This window comes from Streptomyces sp. NPDC025793, from assembly GCF_055558375.1.
Map to the genome: position 1 here is coordinate 80297 of NZ_JBVHMR010000015.1, position 13161 is coordinate 93457.

The 13161-nt window shown below is 70.8% G+C and carries 9 protein-coding genes; 6 read left to right on the plus strand and 3 right to left on the minus strand.

What is annotated here, in order from left to right:
• Nucleotides 1-52: 52 nt before the first annotated feature.
• Nucleotides 53-754, minus strand: a complete 702-nt coding sequence (locus tag ACZ4MF_RS26730; protein ID WP_467494451.1) for an HAD family hydrolase — start codon at nt 752-754, stop codon at nt 53-55.
• Between the two features lie 109 nt (nt 755-863).
• Entirely contained in the window at nt 864-4379 is a 3516-nt protein-coding gene (metH, locus tag ACZ4MF_RS26735) for a methionine synthase (RefSeq protein ID WP_467494452.1), read from the minus strand.
• Nucleotides 4380-4725: 346 nt separating this feature from the next.
• Between metH and ACZ4MF_RS26740 the strand changes: the two genes are divergently transcribed.
• From ACZ4MF_RS26740 to ACZ4MF_RS26765, 6 genes are all read left to right on the plus strand, one after another.
• Nucleotides 4726-5490, plus strand: a complete 765-nt coding sequence (locus ACZ4MF_RS26740) for an IclR family transcriptional regulator (RefSeq protein WP_467494453.1) — start codon at nt 4726-4728, stop codon at nt 5488-5490.
• A gap of 367 nt (nt 5491-5857) precedes the next feature.
• Nucleotides 5858-6652, plus strand: a complete 795-nt coding sequence (locus ACZ4MF_RS26745) for an MIP/aquaporin family protein (protein ID WP_467494454.1) — start codon at nt 5858-5860, stop codon at nt 6650-6652.
• Nucleotides 6653-6721: 69 nt separating this feature from the next.
• Complete coding sequence (gene glpK, locus ACZ4MF_RS26750; protein WP_467494455.1) at nt 6722-8260, plus strand: glycerol kinase GlpK; 1539 nt, start codon at nt 6722-6724, stop codon at nt 8258-8260.
• Between the two features lie 42 nt (nt 8261-8302).
• Nucleotides 8303-9916, plus strand: a complete 1614-nt coding sequence (locus ACZ4MF_RS26755) for a glycerol-3-phosphate dehydrogenase/oxidase (RefSeq protein WP_467494456.1) — start codon at nt 8303-8305, stop codon at nt 9914-9916.
• A gap of 151 nt (nt 9917-10067) precedes the next feature.
• Nucleotides 10068-10739, plus strand: a complete 672-nt coding sequence (locus ACZ4MF_RS26760) for a FadR/GntR family transcriptional regulator (RefSeq protein WP_467494457.1) — start codon at nt 10068-10070, stop codon at nt 10737-10739.
• 131 nt (nt 10740-10870) lie between these two features.
• Nucleotides 10871-11857, plus strand: coding sequence for a PAC2 family protein (locus ACZ4MF_RS26765; protein WP_467494458.1), 987 nt, complete (start codon nt 10871-10873; stop codon nt 11855-11857).
• Nucleotides 11858-11926: 69 nt separating this feature from the next.
• Here the strand turns inward: ACZ4MF_RS26765 and mshC are convergent, their stop codons facing one another.
• Complete coding sequence (gene mshC, locus ACZ4MF_RS26770) at nt 11927-13156, minus strand: cysteine--1-D-myo-inosityl 2-amino-2-deoxy-alpha-D-glucopyranoside ligase (protein WP_467494459.1); 1230 nt, start codon at nt 13154-13156, stop codon at nt 11927-11929.
• Between the last annotated feature and the right edge of the window lie 5 nt (nt 13157-13161).

The window sequence follows — 13161 nt, forward strand, 5'->3', positions numbered from 1 at the left end:
GGGATATTTGTCCAGTGCGCCTCTTCGCACCGCCGGTACCCCCGGTGAACGGCTAGGGCATTTCCGTCATCAGACCGCGCAGAAATGCCAGGTCCACCTCTTCCAGGGAGGTCACGACGGTGCGTCCCAAGGCCGGGGCGATGGGGGCGACGGACGGTACGGCGACCACCCGGCAGCCCGCGGCCTCGGCGGCGGCGACGCCGGTCGTGGTGTCCTCGACGACCGCGCAGCGGGCCGGGTCGGCGCCGAGCCCCGCCGCGGCGAGCAGGTACGGGTCGGGGTAGGGCTTGGTGCGCGAGACCTCGTCGCCCGCGATGGACAGCGCGAAGTGGTGCGGGCCGAGGACGCTCAGCACACGGTCGATGATGCGCCGGTGGGAGGCCGAGACCAGGGCCGTGGGCACGGCCTGTTCGTGCAGTTCGGCGAGGAGCCGCGCGGCGCCCGGCATCAGCGGCAGGGCGCGGCCGATGCGGCTCTCGAAGCCCTCGTTGAGCAGCGCGCTGAGTTCGGCGAGGGTGACGGCGGCGCCGGTGGCCTCGATGAGGAAGCCGGCGCTGCGGGTCATGGGGCCGCCCACCACGACATGCCGCCAGGACTCGTCCAGGGTGTGGCCGAGCGCGGCGAAGACCTCGACCTCGACGTCCCACCAGAAGCCCTCGGTGTCCACCAGGGTGCCGTCCATGTCCAGGAGCACCGCTTGCAGCGCCGAGCCTTCGGCCGTACGAGCTCCGAGCGCGGGGACCGTGCTGGTCATCCACGCACCTCCTTGCGGGACGAGCAGGCCGGTTCCCGCGCGGGAACCGGCCTGCAATGGGCCGACAAGTGTACGACTTATCCGATCAGCGCGCTGGGTGAGACGCGCCTCACCGGGCGTTGAAGTACTTCGCCTCCGGGTGGTGGATCACGATCGCGTCCGTGGACTGCTCGGGGTGCAGCTGGAACTCCTCGGACAGGTGGACGCCGATCCGCTCGGGCCGGAGCAGCTCGGCGATCTTCGAGCGGTCCTCCAGGTTCGGGCAGGCGCCGTAGCCGAGGGAGAAGCGGGCGCCCCGGTACTTCAGGGCGAACATGTCCTCGATGTCGGCCGGGTCCTCGCCGGCGAAGCCGAGCTCGCTGCGGACGCGGGCGTGCCAGTACTCGGCGAGCGCCTCGGCCAACTGCACGGACAGGCCGTGCAGTTCGAGGTAGTCGCGGTAGGAGTTGGCCGCGAAGAGCTTGGCCGTCTCCTCGCCGATGCGGGAGCCGACGGTGACGACCTGGAGGCCGACCACGTCCGTCTCGCCCGATTCCTCCGGGCGGAAGAAGTCGGACAGGCACAGCCGGCGGCCCCGGCGCTGGCGCGGGAAGGTGAAGCGGGTGCGCTCGTTGCCCTGCTCGTCCAGGATGATCAGGTCGTCGTCCTTGGACACGCAGGGGAAGTAGCCGTAGACGACGGCCGCTTCGAGGAGGTTTTCCGTCTGCAGCCGGTCCAGCAGACCGCGCAGCCGCGGCCGGCCCTCGCTCTCCACCAGGTCCTCGTACGACGGTCCCTCGCCGGTGCGGGCCTGCCGCAGCCCCCACTGGCCCTTGAACAGGGCGCCCTCGTCCAGCCAGGACGCGTACTCCTTGAGCTGGATGCCCTTGACGATCCGGGTGTCCCAGAACGGCGGGGCCGGCACCGGGTTGTCGGTGGTGACGTCGGAGCGGACGTGCCCCTCCTCCGGGCGTTCCTCGGCCGGGGCGACGACCGCGGGCCGCACCCGGCGCTGCTTCAGCTCGGGCAGCCTGGCTCCGGGGACGCCGCGCTTGACGCCGATGAGGGCGTCCATCAGGCGCAGGCCCTCGAAGGCGTCGCGGGCGTAGCGGACCTCGCCCTCGTAGATCTCGTGCAGGTCCTGCTCGACGTAGGCGCGGGTGAGGGCGGCTCCGCCCAGGATCACCGGGTAGGTCGCGGCCAGCTTGCGCTGGTTCAGCTCCTCCAGGTTCTCCTTCATGATCACCGTGGACTTCACGAGCAGCCCGGACATGCCGATCACGTCGGCCCGGTGCTCCTCGGCGGCCTCCAGGATCGCGGAGACGGGCTGCTTGATGCCCAGGTTGACCACGTTGTAGCCGTTGTTGGACAGGATGATGTCGACCAGGTTCTTGCCGATGTCATGGACGTCGCCGCGCACCGTGGCCAGCACGATGGTGCCCTTGCCCTCCGCGTCCGACTTCTCCATGTGCGGCTCCAGGTAGGCCACCGCCGACTTCATCACCTCGGCGGACTGGAGCACGAACGGCAGCTGCATCTGCCCCGAGCCGAACAGCTCACCGACGACCTTCATGCCGTCCAGGAGGGTGTCGTTGACGATGTCGAGGGCCGGCCGGTCCGCCAGGGCCGTGTCCAGGTCCGCTTCGAGGCCGTTGCGTTCGCCGTCGATGATCCGGCGCTTCAGGCGCTCCTCCAGCGGGAGGGCGGCGAGTTCCTCGGCCTTGCCGGCCTTCAGCGACTTCGCGGTGGCGCCTTCGAAGAGCCGCATCAGCTTCTGGAGCGGGTCGTAGCCCTCGGCGCGGCGGTCGTAGATCAGGTCGAGGGCGGTGGTGACCTGCTCGTCGTCGAAGCGGGCGATGGGCAGGATCTTGGAGGCGTGCACGATGGCCGAGTCCAGCCCCGCCTTCACGCACTCGTCGAGGAAGACGCTGTTGAGGAGGATGCGGGCGGCCGGGTTCAGGCCGAAGGAGATGTTCGACAGGCCCAGGGTGGTCTGCACATCGGGGTGGCGGCGCTTGAGCTCGCGGATCGCCTCGATGGTGGCCAGGCCGTCCTTGCGGGACTCCTCCTGACCGGTGCAGATGGTGAAGGTCAGGGTGTCGATGAGGATGTCCTCCTCACGGATGCCCCAGTTGCCCGTCAGGTCGGCGATCAGCCGCTCGGCGATCTCCACCTTCTTCTCGGGGGTGCGGGCCTGCCCCTCCTCGTCGATCGTCAGCGCGATCAGGGCCGCACCGTGCTCCTGGGCCAGCCGGGTGACGCGGGCGAAGCGGGAATCGGGGCCCGCGCCGTCCTCGTAGTTCACCGAGTTGATCACCGCGCGGCCGCCCAGCTTCTCCAGGCCGGCCCGGATCACGTCGACCTCGGTGGAGTCGAGCACGATCGGCAGCGTCGAGGCCGTCGCGAACCGCCCGGCCAGTTCCTCCATGTCGGCCACACCGTCCCGGCCGACGTAGTCCACGCACAGGTCGAGCAGGTGCGCGCCCTCGCGGATCTGCTCCCGCGCCAGCTCCACGCAGTCGTCCCAGCGGGCCTCCAGCATCGCCTCGCGGAACTTCTTCGACCCGTTCGCGTTCGTCCGCTCGCCGATCGCCAGGTACGACGTGTCCTGCCGGAACGGCACCGTCTGGTACAGGGAGGCCGCTCCCGGCTCCGGGCGCGGGTCACGCGCGGGCGGGGTCACGCCGCGCACCCGCTCGACCACCTGGCGCAGATGCTCCGGCGTCGTACCGCAGCAGCCGCCCACCAGGGACAGGCCGTACTCGTGCACGAACGTCTCCTGCGCGTCCGCCAGCTCGGGCGCGGACAGCGGGTAGTGGGCGCCGTCCTTGGTGAGGACCGGCAGGCCCGCGTTGGGCATGCAGGAGAGCGGGATGCGGGCGTTGCGGGCGAGGTGGCGCAGGTGCTCGCTCATCTCGGCCGGGCCGGTCGCGCAGTTCAGGCCGATCATGTCGATGCCGAGCGGCTCCAGGGCGGTCAGGGCCGCGCCGATCTCGGAGCCGAGGAGCATGGTGCCGGTGGTCTCGACCGTCACCGAGACGATCACCGGCAGGTCGAGCCCGAGGGCCGCGAGGCCGCGGCGGGCGCCGAGGACGGCGGCCTTGGTCTGGAGCAGGTCCTGGGTGGTCTCCACCAGCAGCGCGTCGGCGCCCCCGCCGACCAGGCCCTCGGCGTTGCGCTGGTAGGCGTCGCGCAGGGTCTGGTACGGGGCGTGGCCGAGGGTGGGCAGCTTGGTGCCGGGGCCCATGGAGCCGAGGACCCAGCGCTGCCGGCCGTCCCGCGCCTGGAACGCGTCGGCGACCTCGCGGGCCACCCGGGCGCCGGCCTCGGACAGCTCGTACACGCGCTCGGAGATGTCGTACTCGCCGAGGGCGGAGTGGTTGGCGCCGAAGGTGTTGGTCTCGACGCAGTCCACGCCCACGGCGAAGTACGCCTCGTGGACGGAGCGGACGATGTCGGGGCGCGTGAGGTTGAGGATCTCGTTGCAGCCCTCGAGCTGCTGGAAGTCGTCCAGGGTCGGGTCCTGGGCCTGGAGCATCGTGCCCATGGCTCCGTCCGCGACCACCACACGCGTGGCGAGCGCCTCTCGGAGCGCGGACACCCGGGTCCGGCTGTCGGCATGCGGGGACGTTGGCAACGAGGCCATGAAGGGGCTCCCTAGGTGCGACGGCTGTCGGCTATGCGGCTTCCCCGGATCGGGCTGGGGAAGAGCACGGCGTCAGAGTAACCGGGAGTGGGCTTGGATGGGCAGCGGCGTCCACGAGGCGGACCGGGTGGCCCCCGCGTCACGCTCCGGCCACGTGTGATGTAACAGGTGTCGACCGGCCATTGGCGGCAGGTCGACATGGACCGGTAGTGTTCGGCATTGCCGAACGCTGGGTAGCACGCCATGCGACGGTGTGCGATGGACGACGGGTGACGACACTCGGCACCGGGGACGACCGCGCGCGCCGCGTTCGTCGGCGGTCGAAGGGGACGGAGGCAGGACGGCGATGGCACGGAACATCCAGTCGCTCGAACGGGCGGCCGCGATGCTGCGGCTGCTCGCGGGCGGCGAGCGGAGACTGGGCCTGTCGGACATCGCCTCGTCGCTGGGCCTCGCCAAGGGCACCGCCCACGGCATCCTGCGCACCCTCCAGCAGGAGGGGTTCGTGGAGCAGGACGACGCCTCGGGGCGCTATCAGCTGGGCGCGGAGCTGCTGCGCCTCGGCACCACGTACCTGGACGTGCACGAGCTGCGCGCCCGGGCCCTGGTGTGGACCGACGACCTGGCCCGCTCCAGCGGGGAGAGCGTGCACCTGGGGGTCCTGCACCAGCAGGGCGTGCTGATCGTGCACCACGTCTTCCGGCCGGACGACAGCCGGCAGGTGCTGGAGATCGGCGCCATGCAGCCGCTGCACTCGACCGCGCTGGGCAAGGTGCTCTCGGCATACGACCCGGTGGCGCACAGCGAGGCGCTGGACACCGAGCGCAAGGCCTTCACGGACCGCACGGTGTGCGAGTGGGACGCCTTCGAGCACCTTCTCGACATCACGCGTGCGCGCGGCTACGCGGCCGACGTGGAAGAGACCTGGGAGGGCGTGGCGTCCATCGCCGCGCCCATCCACGACCGGCGCCGGATGCCCGTGGGCGCGGTCGGCATCACCGGAGCCGTGGAGCGGCTGTGCCGGGACGGCGAGCTGCGGCCCGAGCTGATCGCGGCGGTGCGCGACTGCGCCCGCGCGGTCTCCAGGGATCTGGGCGCGGGCCGGTTCTGAGCCCCCTGCCTCTCGCCGAGGGGCGACCGGGACGCCGGGCGGCGTTCCGGTTCTCGCCCTACCCTGAAGTGGACATATCGGGCTAGATCCTTTGAGATCCCACGTCAGTGCCTACGTCAGGTGCGCGATGAGTGATAACCCGCAGCGATCAATAACGATCCTGTTTTCAATAACAGAACCCTTGACGCATGCGTGACGCCGAAGCAAGACTCCCGTCCATCGGTCGGCATTGTCGAACACCTACCGGCAATACGCGTTAGAGTGTGACAACGCCAAGGGCCGACATCGCTCTCACCCCCGAGGGCAGCTCGAACTCCCGGAGGGACCCGGGGTTCGGTCCCCTGGACGAAGGACAAAGGAGTCGCGGGTGTCCAGCTCCGACATCTTCATCGGCGAGACCATCGGTACCGCCATACTCATCCTGCTCGGCGGCGGCGTCTGCGCGGCCGTCACGCTGAAGGCCTCCAAGGCCCGTAACGCCGGTTGGCTCGCCATCGCCTTCGGGTGGGGCTTCGCCGTCATGACGGCCGTGTACATCTCCGGACCCCTCTCCGGTGCACACCTCAACCCGGCCGTCACCATCGCCCTCGCGATCAAGAACAGCGACTGGACCAACGTCCCGGTCTACCTCGCCGGACAGCTGCTCGGCGCGATGATCGGTGCCGCCCTGGTGTGGGTCGCCTACTACGGCCAGTTCCTCGCGCACCTGACCGACAAGGAGATCGTCGGCGGTCCGGGCGCACAGGCCACGGACGCCAAGGCGGTCGAGGCGCAGGAGACGGGTGCCGGCCCGGTCCTCGGCATCTTCTCCACCGGTCCGGAGATCCGGAACGTGGCGCAGAACCTCGCCACGGAGATCATCGGCACCGTCGTGCTCATCCTCGCGGTCCTCACCCAGGGCCTGAACGACAAGGGCAACGGCCTCGGCGTCCTCGGCGGCCTCGTCACCTCGCTCGTGGTGGTGTCGATCGGTCTGTCCCTGGGCGGCCCGACGGGCTACGCCATCAACCCGGCCCGTGACCTCGGCCCGCGCATCGTGCACGCTCTGCTGCCGCTGCCCAACAAGGGTGGTTCCGACTGGAGCTACGCCTGGATCCCGGTGGTCGGTCCGCTGATCGGCGCCGCCATCGGTGCCGGAATCTACAACGTCGCCTTCGCATAAGAAGCCCGCCGTCTTCCGGCACGCGCCCCACGGACAGCCCCCTCACCACGGATCTTTCAGGAGCACACAGTGACCGACGCCCACACCGCAGGCCCGTTCATCGCCGCGATCGACCAGGGCACCACCTCCAGCCGCTGCATCGTCTTCGACCGGGACGGCCGTATCGTCTCCGTCGATCAGAAGGAGCACGAGCAGATCTTCCCGAAGCCGGGCTGGGTCGAGCACAACGCCAACGAGATCTGGACCAACGTCCAGGAAGTCGTCGCCGGTGCCATCGCCAAGGCCGGCATCACCCGGGACGACATCAAGGCCATCGGCATCACCAACCAGCGCGAGACCACCGTGCTGTGGGACAAGAACACCGGTGAGCCCGTCTACAACGCCATCGTCTGGCAGGACACCCGCACCGACGCCCTCTGCCGCGAGCTGGGCCGCAACGTCGGCCAGGACCGCTTCCGCCGCGAGACCGGCCTGCCGCTGGCCTCCTACTTCGCCGGGCCCAAGGCCCGCTGGCTGCTCGACAACGTCGAGGGGCTGAAGGAGCGCGCCGAGGCCGGCGACATCCTCTTCGGCACCATGGACACGTGGGTCATCTGGAACCTGACCGGCGGTGTCAACGGTGGCCGGCACGTCACCGACGTGACCAACGCCTCCCGCACCCTTCTCATGAACCTGCACACGATGGAGTGGGACGAGAAGATCGCCGAGTCCATCGGCGTGCCGCTGCAGATCCTGCCCGAGATCCGCTCCTCCGCCGAGGTCTACGGCGAGGTCACCGGCGGCACGCTCGGCGACCTGCTCGGCGGCATCCCGGTCGCCTCCGCGCTTGGCGACCAGCAGGCGGCCCTGTTCGGCCAGTGCTGCTTCGCCGAGGGCGAGACCAAGTCGACCTACGGCACCGGCACCTTCATGGTGATGAACACCGGTGACAAGATCATCAACTCCTACGCCGGTCTGCTGACCACGGTCGGCTACAAGATCGGCGAGCAGCCGACGGTGTACGCCCTGGAGGGCTCGATCGCCGTCACCGGCTCGCTGGTGCAGTGGATGCGCGACCAGATGGGCCTCATCTCCACCGCCGCCGAGATCGAGACGCTCGCGCTCTCGGTCGAGGACAACGGCGGTGCCTACTTCGTGCCGGCCTTCTCCGGTCTGTTCGCCCCGCACTGGCGCTCCGACGCCCGCGGTGTGATCGCCGGTCTGACCCGGTACGTCACCAAGGCGCACCTCGCGCGCGCCGTCCTGGAGGCCACCGCCTGGCAGACCCGGGAGATCGCCGACGCCATGGTCAAGGACTCCGGCGACGAGCTGGTGGCCCTCAAGGTCGACGGTGGCATGACCGCCAACAACCTGCTGATGCAGACGCTCTCCGACGTCCTGGACGCGCCCGTGGTGCGCCCGATGGTCGCGGAGACCACCTGCCTCGGCGCCGCCTACGCCGCCGGCCTGGCCGTCGGCTTCTGGTCCAGCACCGACGAACTGCGCGCCAACTGGCGCCGGGCCGCCGAATGGACCCCCCGCATGGACGCGGAGACCCGCGACCGTGAGTACAAGAACTGGCTCAAGGCCGTCGACCGGACCATGGGCTGGATCGAGGACGAGAGCTGAGCTGCCCCACAGCTCGGCTCTGACGAGGAGTAAGTACCCGACATGACCAGTCAGTCCACCCTGTCCGTGCCTGCCCTGGGGACGCACCCGGCCTCCGGCTCCAACCCGAGCCGCGCCGAGACCAGGGAGCAGCTCTCCAAGGCGTCGTACGACCTTCTTGTGATCGGCGGCGGCATCCTGGGCATCTCCACCGCCTGGCACGCCGCGCAGTCCGGACTCAGGGTGGCGCTGGTCGACTCCGGCGACTTCGCCGGGGCCACCTCCTCCGCCTCCTCCAAGCTGCTCCACGGCGGTCTGCGCTACCTGCAGACCGGCGCGGTGAAGCTGGTGGCGGAGAACCACTTCGAGCGCCGTGCGGTCTCCCGTCAGGTGGCCCCCCACCTGGCGAACCCGCTCACCTTCTACCTCCCCGTGTACAAGGGCGGGCCGCACGGCGCGGCGAAGCTCGGCGCGGGCGTCTTCGCCTACTCCGCGCTCTCCGCGTTCGGCGACGGCGTCGGCCACCTGCTCTCCCCCGCCAAGGCGGCGCAGGACGTGCCGGAGCTGCGCACCGAGAACCTCAAGGCCGTGGCCGTCTACGGCGACGACCAGATGAACGACGCGCGCATGGCGCTGATGACGGTCCGCGCGGCCGTCGAGGCGGGCGCGGTCGTCCTCAACCACGCCGAGGTCACCGGCCTGCGCTTCACCCGGGGCCGGGTCACCGGCGCCGAGCTCAAGGACCGTGTCTCCGGCGAGGAGTTCGGCGTGAGCGCCCGCCTGGTGCTGAACGCGACCGGCCCCTGGGTCGACCACCTGCGGAAGATGGAGGACCCGAACGCGGCCCCCTCCATCCGCCTGTCCAAGGGCGCGCACCTGGTCCTCAAGCGCACCTCTCCCTGGAAGGCCGCGCTCGCGACCCCCATCGACAAGTACCGCATCACCTTCGCCCTCCCCTGGGAGGACATGCTGCTGCTCGGCACGACCGACGAGGAGTTCGAGGGCGACCCGGCGGACGTCTCCGTCACCGAGAAGGACATAGCCCAGATCCTGGACGAGGCCGCGTTCTCCGTCCGGGACCAGCAGCTCCGGCGCGAGCTCATCACGTACGCGTTCGCCGGTCTGCGCGTGCTGCCGGGCGGCCCCGGCGACACCGCCAAGGCCAAGCGCGAGACCGTGGTGACCGAGGGCAAGGGCGGCATGCTGTCCGTCGCGGGCGGCAAGTGGACCACCTTCCGCCACATCGGCCGCACGATCATGAAGAAGCTGGAGGCGCTGCCGGGTCACCCGCTCGGCGACGACTTCGAGCCGATCTCCTCGCTGCCGAAGAAGCTCCCGCTGCCCGGCGTCGCCAACCCGCGCGCCGTCGCACACCGCCTGCTGGTGGACCACCCGGCGCCCGGCCCGCGCATGGCGGCCGACACGGCGAAGCACCTGGCCACCCACTACGGCTCCCTGGCCTTCGACATCGCCCGGCTGGCGAACGAGGACCCGGAGCTGGCCGAGCGCGTCCACCCCGACGCCCCGGAGATCTGGGCGCAGGTCGTCTGGGCCCGCGACCACGAGTGGGCCCAGACGCCGGACGACGTGCTGCGCCGCCGCACGACGCTGACGATCCGGGGCCTTGCCACGGACGAGGTCCGCGGCAAGGTCCAGGACCTGCTCGACAAGAGGTAACCGGGCACGGCGAAGGGGTGGTCCCGCTGCGGTGGGGCCGCCCCTTTCCCATGGCTCACCCGAACGGCCCCGGGAAGGGCCCGCATAATGTGGCTGAGACATCCGATGTCTGAGCGCATGCGCGCGGGGTGCGGGCGACAGGAGGCCGGTCATGGCAGTCACCGACGAGGCGATCGAGAAGATCAAGGACATGATCGTCTCGGGTGCGCTGCGCCCCGGCGACCGGCTGCCCAAGGAGAGCGAACTCGCCGCCGAACTGGGCCTGTCCCGCAACTCGCTGCGCGAGGCCGTACGGGCCCTGTCGCTGATCCGGATCCTGGACGTGCGCCAGGGCGACGGCACGTACGTCACGAGCCTCGACCCGCAACTCCTGCTGGAGGCCATGAGTTTCGTGGTGGACTTCCACCGCGACGACACCGTGCTGGAGTTCCTGGCGGTGCGCCGGATCCTGGAGCCGGCCGCGACGGCGATGGCGGCCTTGCGGATCAGCGAGCAGCAACTGGACGCACTGTCCGCCCAGTTGGACGCGCTGGGCGCGGAGCCTTCGGTGGAGGAGCTGGTCGCCGCCGACCTGGAGTTCCATCGCGGCATCGTGCGCGGCGCGGGCAACTCGGTGCTGTGCTCGCTGCTGGACGGCCTGTCGGGGCCGACCACACGGGCGCGGATCTGGCGGGGCCTGACCCAGGAGGACGCGGTCGGCCGCACCCTGCGCGAGCACCGGGCGATCCTGGCCGCGCTGCGCGACCGGGACGCGGAGGCGGCCCGCTCCTGGGCGACGGTGCACATCGCGAGCGTGGAGCAGTGGCTCCGGTCCACTCTGTGAGTCCGGGTGTTCCGCACTGGTGCACGGGGCAGTGATCCGTTCACTCCCCCGTGCAAGGGGGCTGCGGGAGCCCCCGCCGGACGCCGTAAGGTTGGTGAGTCAGGCGAGGGCACGTCGGAAGGAGGCACTGGGTGATCGAGCTGGAGGGGGTTCCCGAGCTGATCGACCCAGTCATGGTGGCCGCGTTCGAGGGCTGGAACGATGCCGGTGACGCCGCCTCCACGGCGGTCGCGCATCTGGAACGCGAGTTCAAGGGCGAGGTGTTCGCGGCGCTGGACGCCGAGGACTACTACGACTTCCAGGTGAACCGCCCCACGGTCTTCATGGACGGCGGGGTGCGCAAGATCACATGGCCGACGACCAGGCTGTCGGTGGTCCGCGTCGGCGGCGAGAAGCCACGCGATCTCGTGCTGGTGCGCGGCATCGAACCGTCCATGCGCTGGCGCTCGTTCTGCAACGAGCTGCTGGGCTTCGCGCACGAGCTGGGCGTGGAGCTGGTGGTCGTCCTGGGCGCCCTGCTCGGTGACACCCCGCACACGCGTCCGGTGCCGGTCAGCGGGGTCACGTCCGACCCGGACCTGGCCCAGCGGATGGACCTGGAGGAGACCAAGTACGAGGGCCCGACGGGCATCGTCGGCGTGCTCCAGGAGGCGTGCACGCACGCGGGCGTCCCGGCGGTGTCGCTGTGGGCGGCCGTACCGCACTACGTCTCCCAGCCGCCCAACCCGAAGGCGACACTGGCGCTGCTCAACCGGCTGGAGGACCTGCTGGACCTGCGCATCCCGCAGGGCGAGCTGCCCGAGGACGCGCGCGCCTGGCAGGTGGGCGTGGACCAGTTGGCCGCGGAGGACAGCGAGGTCGCCGAGTACGTGCAGACACTGGAGGAGGCTCGGGACACCGCCGAGCTGCCGGAGGCGTCGGGCGAGGCCATCGCCCGCGAGTTCGAGCGGTACCTGCGGCGCCGGGACGTGGGCCCGCCGGGCGGCCACGCGACGGCGGACGGCACGGACACCGGCCCGTGGCTGCGCGACAACCCGAGCGGGCGGACCCGGCCGCCCCTGCCGCCGCGGCCCGACGCCTCCGGCGGCCCGGACGACGACGAGGACTCCGAGGACTGACCCGGCAGTGACGGAAGGGGCGGTACGCGTGCGCGTACCGCCCCTTCCGCGTGTGCCGGAGTGGCCGGGCTAGACCGCCACGCCCAGCAGGGCGTCCACCGCCCGGGTCACCAGGCCGGGGGCACCCGTGTCGGTGCCGCCCTGCTGCTCCTGGCGCTCCGCCCAGCGGTCCACCGCGGCGAGCGCGGCCGGTGCGTCCAGATCGTGGGCCAGAGCCTCGCGGATCTCCTCGACCAGGGCGTCGGCGGAGGGGCCGTCGGGGCGGGAGACGGCGGCGCGCCAGCGGCCGAGGCGGGCCACGGCGTCCGCCAGGACCTGGTCGGTCCACTCCCAGTCGGCGCGGTAGTGGTGGGCCAGCAGGGCGAGCCGGATCGCGGCCGGGTCGACGCCGTCGCGGCGCAGCGCCGAGACGAAGACCAGGTTGCCCTTGGACTTCGACATCTTCTCGCCGTGCAGGGCGACCATGCCGGCGTGGACGTACGCCTTGGCCATCGGGAACTCGCCGGTGAGTACCTGGGCGTGCGAGGCGCCCATCTCGTGGTGCGGGAAGGCCAGGTCGGAGCCGCCTCCCTGGACGTCGAAGCCCATCCCGAGGTGGTCGAGGGCGATGGCCACGCACTCGATGTGCCAGCCGGGTCGGCCCCGGCCGAGCGTCCCGCCGTCCCAGCTGGGCTCGCCCTCGCGGGCCGCCATCCACAGCATCGGGTCGAGCGGGTTCTTCTTGCCCGGGCGCTCCGGGTCGCCGCCGCGCTCGGCGGACAGCAGCCGCATCGCGGCCGCGTCGAGGTTCGAGACCTTGCCGAAGTTCGGGTCGGACTCGACGGAGAAGTAGATGTCGCCGTCCAGGTCGTAGGCCGCGCCGAGGTCGCGCAGCCGCTCCACGAGCGGGACGATGCCGGGTATCGCCTCGACGGCGCCTATGTAGTGCCGGGGCGGGAGCAGCCGCAGGGCGGTCATGTCCTCACGGAAGAGGGCCGTCTGCTGCTCGGCGAGGGCGACCCAGTCGACGTTGTCCCGCACCGCGCGCTCCAGCAGCGGATCGTCGACGTCGGTGACGTTCTGGACGTAGTGGACCTGCCGCTTGGTGTCGAGCCACACGCGCTGAACGAGGTCGAACGCGTTGTAGGTCGCCGCGTGACCCATGTGGGTCGCGTCGTACGGAGTGATGCCGCAGACGTAGATACGGGCGACGGGACCGGGGTCGAGGGTGACCAGACCGCCGGTCGCGGTGTCGTGGATCCTCAGGTCGCGGCCCTGACCAGGCAGGGCGGGGACCTCGGAAGCGGGCCAGGCATGCATGTACA